The following is a 19,465-nucleotide window of genomic DNA, read 5'->3' on the forward strand; positions in this document are numbered from 1 at the left end:
TCTAAAATTCCCGCTTTCGCACGCTGACTTGAATATGTATTTAAAAATACAATGTCATAATTGATACTTTTACATCCAGATTATATCACTAAATGGGATGATTTAATTTTTGATTTTTCAATAAACAACCTAAGTATTTTTTACTTTGTTAACCTTGTGTTTACCTTGGGGCGGTATCTTAAAAGCGCTACCTAAAAATTTACATAAAGTTGACAGCAATGCTATCACGGCTAAATGTAATCAAAAGTAATCGTCTAACAGCTTCAATCTCAGTGTTAGCACTCTCCATGAGCCTAGCAGCTTGCGGCGGACAGCAAACCGCAGAAAATCCAAGTGCTACTTCTGGTACTGCTACTGAGACTACAGCTTCCAGCCCAGCTAAATTAGATTTAGGTGGAAACGTAACCTTAACTGGTGCAGGTGCATCTTTCCCCGCACCGCTTTATCTGAGTTGGTTTGATGGATTAAACAAAAAATATCCCAGCTTGAAAGTAAACTATCAATCAGTAGGTAGCGGTGCTGGTGTTGAGCAATTTACCAAAGGTACTGTAGACTTTGGTGCTAGCGACGTAGCGATGAAGGATGAAGAAATCAGCAAGATACCAGCCGATCAAGGTGTACTTTTGCTGCCAATGACTGCTGGTAGCATTGTTATGGCTTATAATTTGCCAGATGTTCCAGACCTGAAGCTACCACGAGCAGTTTACACAGATATTTTACTCGGCAAAATTAAGTCTTGGAACGACCCGAAAATTGCTGCGGCTAATCCTGGTGCTAAACTTCCCAACCAACCAATCGCAGTTATTTATCGTTCTGATGGTAGCGGTACTACAGGCGTGTTTACAAAACACCTCAGCGCGATTAGCCCAGAGTGGAAAGCTAAAGTAGGCGATGGCAAAAGTGTAAAATGGCCCGTGGGAGTTGGTGCAAAGGGTAATGAAGGCGTGACAGCGCAAGTTACACAAACTCAAGGTGCAATTGGTTACACTGAGTACGGCTATGCCAAACAAAATGGACTCAAGTTTGCTGCATTGGAAAACAAAGCTGGCAAAATAGTTGTCGCTGACGAACAGTCCGCAGCGAAAACCTTAGAATCAGTAACTTTACCAGCAGACTTCCGTGCCTTTATTAGCGATCCAGAAGGCGCAGATTCTTATCCTATCGTTACCTACACTTGGATTTTGGCTCACAAAAAATATGCTGATGCAGCAAAAGCCAAAGCGGTGGAAGCCATGATTGAGTACGGTTTGACTGAAGGTCAAAAGCAGGCAGTAGAACTAGGATATGTTCCTCTACCTGCAACGGTGGTTACTAAAGTAGCAGCAGCAGCCGATGCCATCAGCCCAGATTATAAAATAGCTGTTGGAGCTACCAATAATAACAGCGCTAGCAAATAACGATCGCCAATAGTCTTGAGTCAATAGTCTTGAGTCAAGAGTCGAAAGTCCAAAGAGTCAATAGTCTTGAGTCCAAAACCAATGACCAATGACCAACTTTGACCAATGACCATTGACCATTGACTAATAAAGGTTCGCTCCCGCATTTTCGCAACTATTTGATTTTTGCGTTCGTATGACCACACAACCCCAGAATATTCCATCAGGACTTAGACAACGATCGCAAACAGAAAAGTCACTAGATATTGGCTTTGTTTGGCTGACTCGGATTTTTGCTTTCGCGATCGCCTTTACTTTATTATGGATAGCATTCCAAGTATTCGTCGGAGCTATACCAGCAATCCAAAAGTTTAGTCTAAGTTTCTTAGGTAAAAGCGCTTGGAACCCAGTCAATGACGATTATGGCGTACTACCTCAAATTTACGGAACTCTCATGAGTTCGTTTATCGGTTTGTTGATAGCTGTACCCATTGGTGTTGGTACCGCTGTTGTCCTCAGCGAAAATTTTCTTCCACCTAAAGTCAAGCTGGTACTAGTTTTCTTAGTAGAACTACTAGCAGCAATTCCCAGCGTTGTCTACGGGATATGGGGTATTTTCGTGTTAGTTCCCCCATTAACTAACTTCGGAAAATGGCTGAATGCTTCCTTTGGCTTTTTGCCAATTTTTAGCAGTCCTCCTACAGGTCCAAATTTGCTGGTTGCGGGATTTATCCTCGCGATTATGACTTTGCCAATTATTACCGCAATTTCCCGCGATGCGTTGATTTCCGTACCTCCTAGCTTGCGTCAAGCAGCTATTGGACTGGGTGCAACTCGCTGGGAAACAATTTTGAAAGTTCTCATCCCAGCAGCTTTTTCTGGCATTGTCGGTGCTGTGATGCTTGCACTCGGTCGGGCAATGGGCGAAACTATGGCTGTCACCATGTTGATTGGTAACTCCAACAATATTAGTACGTCGCTATTTGCCCCATCAAATACGATTTCTTCTCTACTGGCAAACCAATTCGCTGAAGCTAGTGGTTTACAAGTTGGCGCTTTAATGTATGCTGCTTTAGTGCTATTTGTCTTGACGCTGATTGTCAACATTTTGGCAGAGTTAATCGTTCTTCGAGTCAAGCGGCTGTAAATAATTGATGTTAAATTATGGCTTCTACTAATTCTTCCAAAAATTCTCCCAGCGGATACAGCAGCGGTAGTCTAACTCGCACTCCTTCGTCTCCCCGGACGATGTTCAACACAATCATGACCGTTGTCGCTTTTATTTGTGCGGTAATGGCGATTATACCGTTGGTTGCGGTGCTAGGTTACGTTATCTTTCAAGGCTTTAGCAGTCTCAATCTCAGCATATTTACCGAACTGCCACCACCACCTTTAAGAAAAGGTGGGGGCTTTGGTAATGCCATTTTGGGAACAATTTTAATGGTAGGAATCGCCGCAGCAATTAGCATTCCTTTGGGAGTGATGGCGGCAATTTATTTGACAGAGTTTAGCTCTGTCAAGACAGCGCGTGTAATACGTTTTGCTACCAACGTTCTCAGTGGAGTTCCGTCAATTATTGCCGGGGTATTTGCTTACGGGATTGTGGTTTTGACATTGACTAAGCTGGGGTTAGGTTCTTACTCAGCTTTGGGCGGAGGCGCTGCTCTGTCAATTTTGATGTTACCGATTATCGTGCGAACTACGGATGAAGCTTTACAATTAGTATCACAAGATTTGCGACAAGCAGCTGTAGGTATTGGTGCAACTAAGTTTCAAACAGTATCGCAGGTAGTTTTGCCAGCAGCTTTACCCGCAATTGTAACTGGATCGACGCTAGCGATCGCCCGCGCATCTGGAGAAACAGCCCCACTACTTTTCACAGCTTTATTTTCTCCATTCTGGCCCGATGGCTTATTCAAACCCACAGCTTCCCTTGCTGTTTTGGTTTACAATTATGCTATATCTCCATTTAAAAATTGGCAGTCACTAGCTTGGGCAGCTTCTTTAATATTAGTGCTGTTGGTTTTATTAACCAGCATTATCACTCGTTGGGCGACTCGTCAGAAAGTTTAGTCAGTTGCGCGAATTGATATAATTCAGAATTTGGAAAAATAATTGTGGATTGACATCTTCCTATGGGAAGATTTTGATATAGCGATGGAAATATTTCAGCCAAACTGACAATGAACGCTTGCAACCCTGTTTTACAAAAATTAAACCTTCCTTTATGACTACTAACATTGGTACGGTAAAAGACACGGATACAGTATTGCGGACGGAGGGTGTGAACGTTTATTACGGCGATTTCCTAGCTGTAAAAAACATTTGGCTAGATATCCCCAAAAACAAGGTAACAGCCTTTATTGGTCCGTCTGGCTGTGGTAAAAGTACATTGTTGCGATGCTATAACCGCTTAAACGACTTAATTGACAGCTTCCGGGCAGAAGGTAAAATTTTTTATTGTGGTAATAACTTATACGCCCCAGACATCGATCCGGTAGAAGTGCGGCGTAGAATTGGAATGGTGTTTCAAAGACCGAATCCATTTCCGAAATCAATTTATGACAATATCACTTTTGGCGCAAAAATAAACGGCTACAAAGGTGATATGGATGAATTGGTAGAAACCAGTCTGAGAAAAGCAGCTTTGTGGGATGAAGTTAAAGATAAACTCAAGCAAAGTGGTTTATCTTTGTCGGGTGGACAACAGCAACGCTTGTGTATTGCGCGAGCGATCGCTGTACAGCCAGATGTTATCCTGATGGATGAACCTTGTTCGGCACTTGACCCGCTTTCCACCCTCAGAGTTGAAGAACTGATTAACGAACTCAAAGAGCAATATAGCATCGTCATCGTCACCCACAACATGCAACAAGCAACACGGGTGTCAGATATGACAGCATTTTTCAACGTAGAACCCACAGAAAAAGGCGCTCGTATGGGCTATTTAGTCGAGTACGACAGAACAGAATTAATTTTCAACGACCCCAAGCAAAAAGCAACCCAAGAGTACATTAGCGGTCGCTTCGGTTAAAAATTGTATAATAATGCTGCGTCTGTAATAAATGCAGCATTATACGTTAATTAATTCAACGTATTGTAGAGACGTTCCGCTGGAACGTCTCTACGATTCATACGACGGTAGAAACAACGTCCAATTTGTTGTATTTACAAAGCGGGCGGCGGGAATCGAACCCGCATTATTAGCTTGGAAGGCTAAAGTTTTACCACTAAACTACGCCCGCAAGTTTCCAACCTCAATAATATAACACAATGCGTGGTAATAGTTCAAGCAATTAATCAAAATTAACGCTGCTGTATTTTGACCCGGACAAAGCGATTAGCAAAATCTGGTACTGGTGTACCATTTGTGGAGCGAGCAGGCTGAAATTTTTCGCCTTGAAAAATAGAGTTAGCGAATTGTTGATATTTAGCTCTTTCTGCTGGTGCGATCGCTGGATCTTCAACTAAAACTTGGACTAAATTGCCAGCTTTATCAATCACCAAGGTAGTTAAGAACTCTTTATCTGGAAGATCCAAATTAGGTTTAATAGAAAGCGAGTCAATTTGTTTTGAGTTACTACCTATATGTTCCGGTAAAATCAGACCTTCGGGTAAAGGATCTCGGTTCAAAATCCTCTGTTCGTCTGGAGTTAGTTCGTTTGGAGTTAAAAAACGCAAAGTAGCTATCAATCCTCCTCCTGTTGAAGGTTGAGGAGTTTTGCGGGTAGTAGGAGTTGGTGAATCTTCTCCAATTGGCTGACGTGGAGTTCTCCGACCTTGAGGAATTTGCGAATCTTCCCCAATTGGCTTTTGTGGAGTTCTCCGACTTGGAATTGATGAATCTTCCGATGTTGGTTGACGTGGAGTTCTGCGACTTTGAGTTGGTGAATCTTCCGATGTTGGTTGACGTGGAGTTCTCCGACTTTGAGTTGGTGAATCTTCCGATGTTGGTTGAGGTGGAGTTCTGCGACTTTGAGTTGGTGAATCTTCTCCAATTGGCTTTTGTGGAGTTCTCCGACTTTGAGTTGGTGAATCTTCCGATGTTGGTTGACGTGGAGTTCTCCGACTTTGAGTTGGTGAATCTTCCCCAATTGGCTGAGATGGTTCAACTGGTGTAAATTTTGGTAACGGTGTCGGCTTTCCTAAACTGATTTCTTCACGAAAGCGTTTCCAAGGAAGATTACCAAATGATGTGGGTTTCGGTGTTGGTGTCGGTATCGGTGTTGGTGTGGGTGTTGGTGTGAATTTCTGTGTCGGTGTTCGTGTTGGTGTGGGTGTGGGTGTGAATATCGGTGTGGGTGTGGAAACTGATTGTTTAGGAACGAGTTGAGTATTAGATTTAGAGACAAAAGTGTTTCTTTTTCTTTGTTGACGACTTGCACCAAAATTTATCCCGCCAGAATTTTCATTTCTTGGCGTGACTGTTGAAGATTGTTGATTTGCTGAAGGTGGAGAGACTGTTTTAGCTTTTAATTGTGGTTTAGCTGGTTTAGCTTTTGATGAGGAAGGAGAAATCTCGATAATCTCAATCGGAACAATTGCTTGACTATCTCGTGGAAACCACAGACTAAACGCATTACTATAGCGCATTAGCCAGAACACCAGCAAATGCAAAGCAACTGAACTCGTGACTACAGCAATCCACAAACCCGGCGGATCGTTGTGTCGCCTTGATGTTACATCTTTTATTGCAGTTTGGTCAACCGATTGAGTCATATTAGATAATTGGTAATTGGTTGTTGGTAATTGGTAATTGGTAATTGGTAATTGGTAATTGGTAAAAAAATATTCACCAGTAACTACTAACTACTAACTACTAACTCCGCTCCTCCTAACTTTAGTACAGACGTTCCGCCGGAACGTCTCTACAACTCCTAACTACTAACTACTAACTCCTACTCCTAACTCCTAACCACTAACCATTATCGACTAACTGTTACTTCTGGTTTGACAGCAAACGTGAGAACTGTTTCATCTATTCCTTTAAGTTCTAGCGGACTACCTTTAATGATTTCATCTTCATCTAAATAATCTGCAACCGCAGCAGAAACGAGGATAGTACCAGGAACAGCAGCAACTTGCAATCTAGAGGCAATATTCACACTCGGACCGATCGCAGTATAATCGGCACGTTCGGCGCTACCAAACATCCCGACAACTGCTGTACCTTGGTGGATACCACAGCGAAACTGTAAGCCATTACGTCCGTCGGAGTCAAATATACCTTGTTCTCGCCAACGCTGGTTTAACTCACTCAATGAACGATGCATTCCTCTTGCTGTGTTGATCGACCGACGCACCTGTTCATTAGGCGTTAGTTCTTCCGGCGCTCCATATAAAGCTAAGATAGCATCCCCCATAAATTTATCGATGGTGCCGCCATTCTCAAAGACCACTTTGGTCATTGATTCTAAATATTCATTAAGCAATTCCGCTACACGTCGCGACCTGAGGGTGTTTGATAGTTGGGTAAAACCCACAATGTCACTAAACAAAACTGTAATCAAACGCGGTTCCGGTCGCAAATCCAAAACTAAATCTCCGGTTGCGGCTTTTTGCACTAACGCACTCGGTAAAAAGCGCTTAAGCACCGATTCTGTTAGGTAAGTATTTAACTCCAAAACTCGGCGTTCATTTTCTTTCAAAGCTAAAAGATTTCGCACCTCAGCTAGAAGTTCGCGATCGTTAAATGGTTTAGCTAAATAAGCATCTGCACCTTTTTCTGTACCTTCGATGCGGGTTTCTTCATCAACTTTCGCCGTTAACAGGATAATTGGAATTCCTTTCAACTTTTCCTCGTTGCGGATCATCCGAATCATCTCCATACCTGACACCAAAGGCATCATCAAGTCGCTGACAATCAGGCGTGGTATTATTTCCTTAGCCATCAGGAATCCTTCGGAACCGTTACGCGCTGTATGCACTCGATAGCCGTTGGCGCGGAGAATTTCTGATACATAAGTCCGCAAATCTGGGTTGTCGTCTACGACCAAAATTGATTCGCCAATTTTCAGTTCATTTTCTTGGGTGTTAACACTATTTAATAAGTCTTTTTTAATACTTTCAAATTCTTCTATTGATTGTAATTCTAAATCAGCTAATTCAACGTTAGCGCGGCTGATGTTCAATTCACAAGGCGCTTCTAGCAACTGTTCTTTAGGTAGATGAGCGCCTCCGGCGATTAGCCATAAGCTAAAGGTAGTACCTTTGCCGTAAACTGATTCTACAGTGACTTTACCGCCGTGCATTTCCACGAGTTCTTTAACTAAAGCCAAACCTAAGCCGCTACCTTCATAAGAGCGATTTTCAGTTCCTTCAGCTTGGCGAAAGCGTTCAAATAAGTGGGGAATTTGTTCTTTAACAATGCCAATTCCCGTATCTTGTACTTGCAATCTACAGCGATCGCCTTGAGATTGCAATCTCACAGTAATACTACCACCTATGTCTGTAAATTTCATGGCATTCGACAGCAGATTATAAACCACTTTGTCGAATTTTTCCATATCCAAATATACTTTAGGAGATGCTTCTAGTTCGGTAATCAGATTCAGTCCCTTTTTCTCGCAATAGGGGCGAAACGATTCGACAATTTGGTTGACAAATTCAACTAAATCGCAGGGACGGAAACTAGGCTGCATTCTTCCAGCATCCAGACGTTGCAAATCGAGTAGTTGATTTACCAGTCTTAGCAAGCGTCTTGAGTTGCGTAAGGCGATCGCACTTTGGGCGTATGATAATCCTTCTTTTGTCGCTACCGCTGATTCTAGGGGTCCTTGAATTAAGGTTATAGGCGTGCGGAACTCGTGAGAAATATTTTGGAAAAATTCGGTTTTTTGTTTGTCTAATTGCAGCAAGCGTTCAGCTTGTTCGCGAGTTTTTTGGTATAAATGTGACTGCTGTACAGCGATCGCCGCTTGAGCTGCGACTGCTTTTGCTAACTCAATTTCTGTAGCCTGCCACTTGCGCGATCTGCTATCTTGACGCAGAGTAATACTACCGATGCTTTTGCCATCAGCCAATAAAGGAACCACCATGAGCGATCGTGCTTTTCCTCTTAAGGGCAAATCAAACCCCTTGATTTCTGGCGGACATTGGCTCATATCCGTAATTACCACCGGTTCTTGTGTCCGCAACATTTCTTGCAGAATTGGATTTCCCTGAATCGGTGACTGAGATTGAGGGAATTCCTGATTGTCTATGTAATTATGACTACCTGTTTCCCAAGGATGATCTAGTTTGAAAGAATCCTCTGAACTGTAAGAACTTTCATACAAACCCACACATTTGACATACTCATCTTCCTCTGTCCACAAAGACAAAACACAGCCATCGACTTGCAAGGCTTGTCCTAATTGTTGGGTGATCGCTGCAAAAATATCTTCAGGATCTAAGCTAGAGCGAATCGCACTAGTAATCGTATTAATTAGCGATTCCCGTTTCGCCAAAGCCCGCACTTGCTCGTAAGCATAAGCTTGAGACAAAGCTAAAGCTGCCTGATCCGCCACCATCACCACTAACTGCACCTCGTCTGTTGACCACAAACGGGGCTGCTTGCACTGATGTAGCGCCAGCACTGCCATAAGTTCTTGTCGGCAAATCAGTGGAACTACCAAGCTAGAGCAAATTTTAGCTGTAGCAAAAGCAGCAGCCCGACTCAATAGTTCGGCAGTATCGCCCTGAATACGCTCATCTTTTGCTACATCATGAATCACCTGCACTTCCCGGATTTCCCATACTGTCTGCGCTAGTAGAGGGGGATGGGGGGAGTGGGGGAAGGGGGGAGTGGGGGAGAGGGAGATGGGGAGAGGGGAGCCAGCGCGTTGCGGAGGTTCCCTCCGTTGTAGCGACTGGCGTGGGGATGGGGAGAAAGAATAGTCTCCCTTGTCTCCCTTGTCTCCCTTGTCTCCCTTATCTCCCTTGTCTCCCTTGTCCCCAAGTCGTCCCCCTATCTCCAAAAAGTCCTCTTGAGCTCCTCTTTGGTAAATAAAATTTTCATCCACCAACTGCCCATCTTGGAAAGGACGCAACAAGCAGACATCCACTTCCAGCATATGACCGACGGTATCCACAATTGCTTGCAGAATTTGCCGATAGTCTAAGGCGCTGCGAATCGTGTTTGTGACGGTGTTCAGCAGCGATTCTTGACGCAGGGTGCGGGTAAGTTCGCGGGTGCGGGTTTTGAGGACGTTATGGGTATCCAAAGCTTGGCGTACCACTGCTTTGAGTTCCTCTGCTTCCCACGGTTTGGTGACATATTTGAATACTTTACCAGCATTAATTGCTTCCACCAGGTCTTCGACATCGGTGTAGCCAGTTAAGATAATCCGGATGATATCTGGATACTGAGTCGCGGTTAGGCTTAAAAATTCTGTACCGCTCATCATTGGCATCCGCTGATCGGAGATGATCACGGAGACTTCTCCTTCTTGCTGAAGCAGTTCTAATGCCGCTGGACCAGAAGATGCCTTAAGCACCTTATAGTCGCGATAGAAGGTGCGGTAAAGCAAGTCAAGGTTGTCTGGTTCGTCATCGACAACCAAAATTTTCGGCTTACTGTTTGATTGGGATTTCATGCACCGCTTTCCTGCTGCAACGGCAGTCGGTTAAAGAATAATCCGATCTCTTGAGAATGTTTCTGAGTCACTTCAGAGGCAGAGGGGAAGGGGGCTCGAAGTTGCGGGGAAACCCCACAAATGAGTAGGGGGGATGGGGAGAAAAGGGGAGGCTCCACGAATAAATTCGGAGGCTTGCGACCATATTGCAGGGGAGCAGGGGACGGGCGCGATATTGATGATCCTCTTTCTTCCCCCTGCACCGAAGCGCCCCCTGCTCCCCTGCATAGTTCGGTCAGGTAATAGCACATTTCGACTCCATAGGCTGTTTGGCTACATGACGGCTTCGTTCTAAAGCGTTTACTCACAGTAATTCGCCTCAATAGAAGATGCCGATCGCCATTTGCTTTGATGCACCCCAATCAATTTGGTTGTCATTACTGTTACAGAATACATATTTGCTTGCTAATCCCTTCACCTTCTATCGCGATACAGATCTCCAATCTGGCTTAAAAATCCACGTCGGAGCTGCATATTAAGTTTTCCCCCCGCAACAGTTGCACTAACATTTGCGCCTTAATTTTATTTATGGCAGTCATGGTATCAGCAATATTACAAGAATAATATTTCAAACCTCAGTATACTATTAGACAAGTATAAGATTGACAATTGAGCAATGAGAACCATTAGTCAGGTGGTAGTGCAGGAAAATTGAAGATTACTAGGAATATACGCGCCATTGTTGAAACTTAGTTACTAAGAAAACAATCATTTCGCGATCGCGTTCTCAAGCTAAACGAACGCTACTTTCCGAAAATCTCTTGGCGGCACGAAGAGCGATCGCCTGCCATAACGAACGCAAAAACCGAGTTTTTGGCGATTGCGGGCGATTGTATTGTATAAGTAAGCGTCCTCTAGTCAAACACCCAAAGCCTGAATTGGGCTTGACATCAGATCAAAATTTCGCTAGTAAGTTGATTTCCAATCCAGTTATTTTTTCACAAAACTTAACTATTAGAGAAGACAAATACATCTATAATAAAATGCTAAATTATCTTGATGTCAATATTTGAGCAAAAAAGATGGCGCTCAGTTTTAATCCGGATCGCTTGCTACGGATTGATGGCAGATACTGCAAGCACAGTTTAGGATGATTGAGTTATATTATTGTCAAAAATAATCACACATCAGAATATGACCAAAAAGCTTATTTCTATGGTTTTTATGCTTTTACCTTTGCTGGGAATGTTTAAACCTTTATTTAGATAGATGCGAATGCAGCTTCTTCAAATGAAGCATAAAGTCCTGACAAACTGGTTTTTTGCCATTTTAATTGGCTACCGCGTCCCTATGACGCAAAGCTTTGCTTCACTTTTCAACCGCAATTGCATTGCTGTCAAGTTTTGTAGAAGTACACAACGAAGAGCGATCGCACCAAATAAAATGAATTTGGGGATACACTGAATTCCTCATATAAAGCGCCAAAATTCAAATACGAGCGCGTTGTGCGTTAAATGCTTAATAGAAAAACGCTATTGTTCCTGATTTGACGATGTTTTGGGATATTATATAAGATTTTCCACAGAATAAAATCAATACTAAATTAGCTTTGACGACACCCTGGTTTTTTCACCCATCCCACCAACTGCAAGTATTTGCCGCCGATCAACCTTTTAACCAATTCCAAATTCGTGCGGCTACCCCTGCTGATTTGACTAATGTTGCCGAAATCATTACCGAAAGTTTTCATTCCCCAAATGGTATGTGGGGATGGGCTTTCCCGTTGCTACGTTTGGGTATTTACGAAGACTTAAGGCATCGTTTAGCATCAAGCACGCCCCATCACGTTTGTTTAGTTGCCGTTGATACTACTGCTACAACTGATAACTTAGTTGGAACTGTAGAACTCGGTGTGCGTTTTGGTGATTCTTGGACGGCTGTTGGCAAGAGTTTTCCTTATTTGTCTAATTTAGCTGTTCACCCAAAATATCGTCGGCTGGGTGCTGCGTCGGAGTTGCTTAAAGCTTGTGAAAAAGTTGCCCTGTTGTGGGGTTTTAAAGACTTATACCTCCACGTTTTGGAAAATAACCATCAGGCACGGCAGCTTTATTTTAAGGCGGGATATCAGGTGCATCAAGTCGAATCTTATTGGAATACCTTTTTTCTGGGGCGCTCCCGACAGATATTCTTGCACAAGTACTTGCCACATTCTGAGACTATCTAAATTTTTCAGTTTTGTAAATTGTCAGTGAGCGATCGCACTCTTTGAATGCGAACAACCGCTTGACGCATCGCCAGGAGTGCGTCGCCAAGTAACTTGCTGTTCGCATTCTGGCAATAGAGAGGGATATTTTCTGAATGCTTCATTTTTACAATAAATTATATCTTTTCGTTTCTTTATGCATAAATAAATAGTTATTAATTAAGTTTACAAAATATTAATTTATCAAAGATTTTGTCATTCACATATGTACTTTGTGACAATTAAAAGGAATAATTTTTCTGATCGCATAATACCAACGCGCAACGCATCTCCCCTTCTCCCAAAGAAAGAGGCGCTTGTCTGCGACACGCTCCGCGAACGCCAAGAAAGAAGAAATAAATGCTTATACGTGCATACGTGCTTATACGTATTGTGATGCCACATCGACACGGCGAACACTCTCAGTGCCGAATCGGGTTTATAAGCGCGATCGTCCGTATACTGCCGAGGCATTTTTGAAAAAATGCCTTTCTCGTTGCTTTGCCATAGGCATTTGTGCAAAGCACAACTGGGCGACGTGTACGTTTGTTGAGGATTCTGTCCGTCGAACCGTCGCGCTATCAAGACGCGCTAGGCGATCGAGGAGTGTACCTAAGTGGTAGTAATCATACGGAGAAAACGCTTTATTTTTATGCATCACTCTTATAGTTTTTTCCGAAATATACTAATTAATAAAAATTCAATAATCATGTAATATTTAGCTTATTTATATGATATGAATTTGAGATATCCAAATATTAAAATATAATTTTATTTCAATACAAATAAAGTGATTGTGATTGTCATATCAGTAAAAATACGAGAAAGAAGTTTAAATTCCTCATAATAACTTTGCATTTGAGATATTCATCTTTATAAAAACTTTAAAAAAACAACTCCTTTAAATCAAGACAAAGTCAGTTAAATCTCATAAAATATGATTACTTAATTGCTGAAAAAAGTCCATTTAATTTTATCTTAGTTAAATAAAGCAAAAAGTCTTGATAATTAAGATAAAACCAATCATTTTGATTTAAATCAAGTTAAGTGTTGAAGTGCAGACTACTACCAAATTCTTTGAAGCTTTTAAAAAATATGGATAGCGAAAAGCGCCAGCGCTATCAAACTGCTATGGTATCAACTTGTTACCCTGAAACTAGTTTCCTTGACTATATTGTCATGCCTGATGGAACTGAGCAATCTCCAGGCTCGGATATCCTCACACAGCTGCATAGTGGAAAGGTCTTTATCGTTAACAGTCGTCGGCGAAATGGGTTAATACTATTCAAACGCTACCATGCAGAATTTGCAGGACCCGGCGCAGCAGTGGGAGGTGATTACGATCGCGATTGTCAAAATTTATTGCCGATAGGTAATTTGCAGCTATTGACTCTCGACTCTTATGACGAGCGTCAGAAAGCTTACTTGATTAGACGCCAGTGGATTCGGTTAATCAAGCAAATTACAGAAAACCCACTGCCACAGCAACGAGTCCAAAAGATTCTCGATCAATTTGAGCAATACTTTCCACCAGAAACGGTGGATAAGTTGCCTGATATTGCCTTTGCTCTTTTGGTAGGTGTGCTGCCACAAACAGTGGGAATAGTACGGCGTTTGGGCAGCGATGAGTATACCCGATTTAATTAACTAGCCAACATAAACTGCGCTTTCCCAGCACGTATTAAAAATTTTTCTTCCCTTTCCCCTTTCCCCTTTCCCCTTTCCCCTTTTTGAAAGCTGGTTGTTAATATTAAAGATTTGTTAAAGCAGTTTGTAGGCGACTCAGCGTGCGGAGGTTTTCCTCTGGGGTTCCTACTGTAATTCGCAATCCTCCACTGATGTGTCGCACAAGAGTGCCGGCAGTTCTCAGCTTTTGGGTAAGATTTATTAAATAATCGTCTTCTTGGTTCAAAGCATTTGGTTTTAGTCGCAGGTAAACAAAGTTAGCAGCGCTTTCGGCAACTTGTAATGTTGGGTATTGAGATAAAGCTTCGATAAGTTTGGCTCGTTCAACGAGCTGAAGGGGAATTGAATTCAATAACAGTTGGCGGTTTTGCAGAGCAATTAACGCCGCAGCGATAGAAACGCTGGGAAGGTTGTAAGGTAAGCGCACTTTTTCTAGAATAGCGATCAACTCAGGTTGAGCCAGACAATAGCCAACGCGATGAGCAGCCAAGCGGAAGGCTTTAGAAAATGTCCGCATTATTATCCAGTTAGGACGTTGTGGTAATTCGCTAGCTAAGGTATCCTTACTGAATTCAAAGTAAGCTTCATCAATTACTACTAAAATACGATCGCTCAAATTTCTTAACCATGCTAATTCTGCCGCAGTTAAAGCATTGGCAGTGGGGGAATTAGGATGAACTACGAAAATCACCCGAATCGGCGGATTTTGCGTTTGTTCTATAGCTTTATCAGCCGCTTGTAAATCAATTTCAAAATTCGCTTCATTTCTACCCACCGTCACAACGGGAATACCCAAAGTTTGCGCCAAAATCCCGTACATCGAGAAAGTCGGATTAGCAACTAAAACCGAACCTTCTCCCCCAACACAACTGGCAATTAAAATTGAGCGAATTAGTTCATCTGAACCATTGCCAACGGAAATATTCGCAGCAGTGAAAAAAGATGAAAAGACATTAGCTGATTCATTGACATAGAGAGCGATCGCATTCTTCAGTGTCTCATGTCCGCCATCAGGATAACGGTTCGTTTCAATTATCTGCTGATACTCCCAAGCAAGCTTTTCTTTTAACTCAGGTGGCAAATCATAAGGGCTTTCATTCGTATCCAGCCGATCCAACTGCAATGGAACTGGTTCTGCCGTGCTACTACCGGGGTGGGGTTTGTAAGCGCTAAATTTAGCTAAATCTGAACGGATAAAAGGCAGCATAGTTAGTTAGGAGTTAGCAGTAGAGACGCGAAATTTCGCATCTGTACAAAAGTTAAAAGTCAATGGTGTGAAAACTTTGGACTACTGATTTACGAAAATTGGTTATGTGAGAACTTAATATTTTACAGCTTTATGGCAATATACAAAACAATCTAATTGCTTGCCAAATTTCTGAGGTGACATTGCCTAAAGCGTGATCGCTGTCAAGTTCAATTAATTCTACCCAAGGACGTAAAATTGCAAAGTCGCGGCTAGCTTGAATCGGGATAACTTCATCCTCTTTTCCATGCAAAATTAGGGTAGGGATGGGACGTTGCAGGTTTTTTTCTTGATATTGATGCGCGTCTGTAACGAATTCGTAATCAAGGGGAAGCGATCGCTTTTCACCATAGTGGTAAACTTCTAAATATCTTTCTTGTTGCCAACGCTGCAACTTTTCATCTCCCAACTTTGGCAACCAATGAGATAAAAATCCAAAAGCAGGCGCCAACAAAACCAGACGCTGCACTTGTAAATATTGTTGTCCTAAATGAGCTGCGCTTAAACCACCCAAACTCGAACCGATCAAAGTCACCTCAGCACCATTTAAGGGAAATTCAGCAGCAACTTGTTTCAGCTGCCGCGTGATTGTCAGATGAGAAAAATCGTCCAAATTCAAATCGGGAATTTTTAAAGGAGTCTGAATTTGGGCAAAGCGCGAACTTATATCCCGCGCTTTGGCAGAATTTGGACTCGAAGCAAAGCCGTGGAGGTAGATGTAATGCAAATAGGGAATGGGGAGTGGGGAGTGGAAGAGTGGGAGAGTGGGGGAGTGGGGAGTTAAGAGTGAAAAGTTAAAATTTATAACTCATAACTCATAACTCATAACTTTGCTCCTCATAACTCCTAACTTTAATTACCGCATGGTGACGAATTCTTCTGCGGATGAGGGATGGATACCGACGGTGGCATCAAAATCTTTTTTGGTTGCACCCATTTTGACGGCGATCGCTACACCTTGAATTATCTCACCTGCGCTTTCTCCGACCATGTGAGCGCCTAATACTTTGTCGGTGTTGCCATCGACTACCAACTTCATCATGGTTTTTTCTTGAGCGCCCGTTAAACTATGAAACAACGGACGGAAGCGTGTACGATATACTTTGACTGCATCTCCGTATTTCTCGTGTGCTTCGGCTTCGGTTAAACCGACTGTCGCTGCTTCTGGGTTGGAAAATACGGCTGTAGGAACAGTTTCGTGGCTAAATAAACGGCGGTTGTTGCCAAATTCACTATCAGCAAAAGCGCGACCTTCACCAATTGCTACCGGAGTTAAGTTAATTCTGTCAGTGACATCACCGACGGCAAAGATATTTTCTTGGGAAGTTTGACTAAATTCATTGACAGCGATCGCCATCATATTGCTGTATCCGGGTCCTTCGATGTTACCTTCAACAAGATTCACTCCGGCATTTTCTAAACCCAATCCTTCGACATTCGGCATCCGACCGGTGGCGATTAAAAACACATCGGCAATTATCGGTTCTTGGTCTGCTTGTGATAAAGTCAGCTTTATTCCTGACGGCACTTTCTCAACTGTTTCGACTACATTCTTCTTAATCAAGCGAATGCCGTGATTCGTCATTCCCTCTTCAATTCCGCTGCGGATGTCTTCATCAAAACCTTTCAAAATTTTGTCACCTCTAGTAATCTGTGTCACCTCGGAACCCAGACCACGCATGATGCAAGCAAATTCTGTGCCGATGTAACCCGCGCCAATAATGACGATGTGCTTCGGTTGCTGTTTCAGGTGAAAAATTTCATTGGAAGTTATGCCATATTCCATACCAGGTAAATCTGGTTTAACCGGACGCCCACCGACAGCAATTAAAATTTTCTCTGCTGTAACTTTGCGTCCATCAACTTCTACGGTGTGCGGATCTACTAAACTAGCACGAGCGGGAATGAGATCGACGCCAGCTCTTTCTAGAAAACCGATATGCAGTTGCGATAGCCTGCGGACTTCTTTATCTATAGAAGTAATGAAATGTTGCCAATCCAACTCGGCTTCACCGACTTTCCAGCCATAACCTGCGGCATCATGAAATAATGCGGGAAAGTGAGAGCCGTAAACCATGAGTTTTTTGGGAACACACCCGCGAATCACACAAGTACCACCGACTAAATCATTTTCAGCGATCGCCACTTTTGCACCGTAGCTAGCTGCCCGCTTGGAAGCTGCTAAACCACCAGAACCAGCACCAATGACAAACAAATCGTAATCATACGTCATAATAATTATCTTCCCTGCAAATAGGACAGCTTCGCTAATTGTTTCTCTATAACTATTGAAACAAAATTCATCTGTTGCTGTAAGCTGAGATTTCCGCCCCTAGATTGATGGTGGGCGATCGCTTTTGTTAATTTTCTGTAACTCTTAAATGTAGTAAGGGCTTGAGCCGCTTAAAGTAGTTGCAATTGAGCGGTAAACCGCTCACTACGAACAAGGAATATATTGTTTCAAGCTTGGAACTCGAAACTTCGTGTTTGGAACTCGGAAGTTCGTGTTCGGAACTCGGAAGTTGATGTTCGGAACTCGGAAGTTCGTGTTCGGAACTTGAAACTTCGTGTTCGGAACTTGAAACTTCGTGTTCGGAACTCGGAAGTTCGTGTTCGGAACTTGAAACTTCGTGTTCGGAACTTGAAACTTCGTGTTCGGAACTCGAAAGTTCGTGTTCTGAACTCGGAACTTCGAGCTTTTTGGGTAGAAGTACAGATGCAGATTTTCGCATTTGCTATTCTAACCAACTGTTGAACTGTAGAAAAGCTTAAAAGGACAACACAACCCTAGGGCGTGTTTTCAAACCCCAAAAGCCTTCAGGCTGGAAGCCTGAGGCTATACGAACAAAGCCTACGAAGGTAGGCTAAAAACCCTTTTTTCTTAGTTTGCCTGCGCGGACGAGCGTTAGTATAGCCGCACTATGCGCGGGTGTCGGGCAGGAGCGAAAACACAACCCTAGTCCCCAGTTCAATCTAATGTCAAAAACTCTTCGGCTGTCGTGGGATGAATACCAATTGTGTCATCCAAATCTTGTTTGGTGATACCTTTGCGAATGGCAACCGCGAGACTTTGAATTATATCGGCTGCGTGTTCACCCACCATATGAGCGCCTAAAACTTTCTCAGACTCGCCCTCAACTACTAATTTAATAGTTGCTTGTTCATCTTGTTCGGTCAGTTGATAAAATAGCGGTTGGAATTTGCTGCGATAGCATTTTACAGATTTACCGAATTTTTCCCGCGCTTTTGCTTCTGACATGCCGACACTTGCCCCTTCTGGACGGGCAAAAACGGCGGAAGGGACAAAATCATAACTTGGTTTTTGCGGCTTTTTGCCAAAAACTGAATTGACAAAATCAGTAGCTTCAGTTATTGCAACTGGCGTTAATTGCACGCGGTTAGTGCAGTCACCCACAGCAAAAATATTTTCTTGATTGGTGCGGCTGTATTCATCAACTTTGATTTCTCCTTTTTCCCCAAGTTCAACTGAGGCTTTTTCCAAATCGAGATTCTTGGTATTTGGAGCGCGACCTGTAGCAACTAAAATTGTATCTGCTGTGATGATTTCTTCTTTGTCGCCTTTAGTAGTCAGCAGCAAACCGTCATCTGAGAATTTAATTTCTTTTGCAGTGCTGTTGTTGATAAAGCGAATTTTCCTTTTGCTCAAACCCTCTTGAACGCCAGCGCGAATGTCATCATCAAAGCCTGATAAAATCATTTCATCAGTATCAATAACCGTGACTTCGCACCCGAAAGCGTTCATCATGCTGGAAAATTCTACACCGATGTAACCACCGCCAATAATCGCCAAGCGTTTGGGTAAATAAGGCAGGTGAAACATCTCGCGGGAAGTGATAGTGTATTCTATACCGGGAATATCCGGTTGCACTGGATGTCCGCCGACAGCAATTAAGATTTTGTCAGCCGTCACTTTGCGTCCTTCAATTTCGATGGTATGAGCATCAACGAAAGTTGCACGACCGTGAATTAATTCAATTCCCGCTTTTTGCAACTGCTGAAGGAAAGAATGCTCAATACCTTCAAGTTTCTGGTGTACTGACTTAATAAATAGTGTCCAGTCAAAGTGCCATTGACAGTCACTCCAGCCGTAACTTTGTGCCGATTGATTTTGGAGGGCAAAATCAGCCGCGTAGACAATGAATTTTTTGGGAGTACAGCCGCGATTTACACAGGTACCACCGAGGGCTTCTTGTTCGGCGATGGCGACGCGGACACCTAACGCGGCTGCTTTTTTGGCTGCTGCTAGTCCTCCTGGACCGGCACCAATTACAAAGAGGTCATAATCAAATGTCATGGTTTCCTGTGCTTTCTACTTGACAAATTGAGGCATCAGACTGTT

The 19,465-nt window shown here is 42.9% G+C and carries 16 protein-coding genes and 1 tRNA gene; 7 read left to right on the top strand and 10 right to left on the bottom strand.

Annotated elements, in window-relative coordinates; genetic code table 11:
• The first annotated feature begins 218 nt into the window (after positions 1-218).
• The 4 genes from pstS (at position 219) to pstB (ending at position 4,410) form a co-directional block, all read left to right on the top strand.
• On the top strand, positions 219-1,397 hold the full coding sequence (gene pstS, locus AABK37_RS08450) for a phosphate ABC transporter substrate-binding protein PstS (protein WP_432551138.1): 1,179 nt from the start codon (positions 219-221) through the stop codon (positions 1,395-1,397).
• Positions 1,398-1,572: 175 nt separating this feature from the next.
• Positions 1,573-2,523, top strand: a complete 951-nt coding sequence (gene pstC / locus AABK37_RS08455; protein WP_432551139.1) for a phosphate ABC transporter permease subunit PstC — start codon at positions 1,573-1,575, stop codon at positions 2,521-2,523.
• A gap of 17 nt (positions 2,524-2,540) precedes the next feature.
• Entirely contained in the window at positions 2,541-3,449 is a 909-nt protein-coding gene (gene pstA, locus AABK37_RS08460) for a phosphate ABC transporter permease PstA (RefSeq protein ID WP_432551140.1), read from the top strand.
• A 154-nt stretch (positions 3,450-3,603) separates the two neighbouring features.
• The gene (gene pstB, locus AABK37_RS08465; RefSeq protein ID WP_432551141.1) at positions 3,604-4,410 is read left to right on the top strand and encodes a phosphate ABC transporter ATP-binding protein PstB; all 807 of its coding nucleotides are present in this window, start codon (positions 3,604-3,606) and stop codon (positions 4,408-4,410) included.
• A gap of 140 nt (positions 4,411-4,550) precedes the next feature.
• On the opposite strand, the gene AABK37_RS08470 is transcribed toward pstB, so the two are convergent.
• The 3 genes from AABK37_RS08470 to AABK37_RS08480 form a co-directional block, all read right to left on the bottom strand.
• Positions 4,551-4,621, bottom strand: a tRNA-Gly gene (locus AABK37_RS08470).
• Positions 4,622-4,682: 61 nt separating this feature from the next.
• Positions 4,683-6,095: a hypothetical protein gene (locus AABK37_RS08475; protein WP_432551142.1), complete on the bottom strand. Its 1,413-nt coding sequence runs from the start codon at positions 6,093-6,095 to the stop codon at positions 4,683-4,685.
• A 206-nt stretch (positions 6,096-6,301) separates the two neighbouring features.
• Complete coding sequence (locus AABK37_RS08480) at positions 6,302-9,952, bottom strand: response regulator (protein WP_432551143.1); 3,651 nt, start codon at positions 9,950-9,952, stop codon at positions 6,302-6,304.
• A 1,269-nt stretch (positions 9,953-11,221) separates the two neighbouring features.
• On the opposite strand from AABK37_RS08480, the gene AABK37_RS08485 reads away from it, so the two are divergent.
• Both AABK37_RS08485 and AABK37_RS08490 read left to right on the top strand, forming a co-directional pair.
• Positions 11,222-11,395 carry a hypothetical protein gene (locus AABK37_RS08485; protein ID WP_432551144.1) on the top strand — a complete coding sequence of 58 codons (174 nt, stop codon included), beginning with the start codon at positions 11,222-11,224 and terminating at the stop codon, positions 11,393-11,395.
• 145 nt (positions 11,396-11,540) lie between these two features.
• The gene (locus AABK37_RS08490; RefSeq protein WP_432551145.1) at positions 11,541-12,155 is read left to right on the top strand and encodes a GNAT family N-acetyltransferase; all 615 of its coding nucleotides are present in this window, start codon (positions 11,541-11,543) and stop codon (positions 12,153-12,155) included.
• A gap of 5 nt (positions 12,156-12,160) precedes the next feature.
• On the opposite strand, the gene AABK37_RS08495 is transcribed toward AABK37_RS08490, so the two are convergent.
• Both AABK37_RS08495 and AABK37_RS08500 read right to left on the bottom strand, forming a co-directional pair.
• The gene (locus tag AABK37_RS08495) at positions 12,161-12,298 is read right to left on the bottom strand and encodes a hypothetical protein (protein ID WP_432551146.1); all 138 of its coding nucleotides are present in this window, start codon (positions 12,296-12,298) and stop codon (positions 12,161-12,163) included.
• A 314-nt stretch (positions 12,299-12,612) separates the two neighbouring features.
• Positions 12,613-12,834, bottom strand: coding sequence for a hypothetical protein (locus AABK37_RS08500; protein WP_432551147.1), 222 nt, complete (start codon positions 12,832-12,834; stop codon positions 12,613-12,615).
• Positions 12,835-13,268: 434 nt separating this feature from the next.
• Here AABK37_RS08500 and AABK37_RS08505 point away from each other — a divergent pair, with 434 nt between their 5' ends.
• Entirely contained in the window at positions 13,269-13,820 is a 552-nt protein-coding gene (locus AABK37_RS08505) for a hypothetical protein (protein WP_432551148.1), read from the top strand.
• 103 nt (positions 13,821-13,923) lie between these two features.
• Here the strand turns inward: AABK37_RS08505 and AABK37_RS08510 are convergent, their stop codons facing one another.
• The 5 genes from AABK37_RS08510 to gorA all read right to left on the bottom strand — a co-directional run bounded on the left by AABK37_RS08510 (position 13,924) and on the right by gorA (position 19,420).
• Positions 13,924-15,066, bottom strand: coding sequence for a histidinol-phosphate transaminase (locus AABK37_RS08510; protein WP_432551149.1), 1,143 nt, complete (start codon positions 15,064-15,066; stop codon positions 13,924-13,926).
• Between the two features lie 130 nt (positions 15,067-15,196).
• Complete coding sequence (locus AABK37_RS08515) at positions 15,197-15,832, bottom strand: YqiA/YcfP family alpha/beta fold hydrolase (RefSeq protein ID WP_432551150.1); 636 nt, start codon at positions 15,830-15,832, stop codon at positions 15,197-15,199.
• Positions 15,833-15,961: 129 nt separating this feature from the next.
• The gene (gene gor / locus AABK37_RS08520) at positions 15,962-17,338 is read right to left on the bottom strand and encodes a glutathione-disulfide reductase (protein ID WP_432551151.1); all 1,377 of its coding nucleotides are present in this window, start codon (positions 17,336-17,338) and stop codon (positions 15,962-15,964) included.
• A 127-nt stretch (positions 17,339-17,465) separates the two neighbouring features.
• A complete protein-coding gene (locus AABK37_RS08525; protein WP_432551152.1) occupies positions 17,466-17,837 on the bottom strand; it encodes a hypothetical protein in 372 nt (123 codons plus the stop codon).
• Between the two features lie 236 nt (positions 17,838-18,073).
• A complete protein-coding gene (gorA, locus tag AABK37_RS08530) occupies positions 18,074-19,420 on the bottom strand; it encodes a glutathione-disulfide reductase (RefSeq protein WP_432551153.1) in 1,347 nt (448 codons plus the stop codon).
• Positions 19,421-19,465 lie beyond the last annotated feature (45 nt).

This window comes from Tolypothrix sp. VBCCA 56010, assembly GCF_050875635.1.
GTDB lineage: Bacteria > Cyanobacteriota > Cyanobacteriia > Cyanobacteriales > Nostocaceae > Hassallia.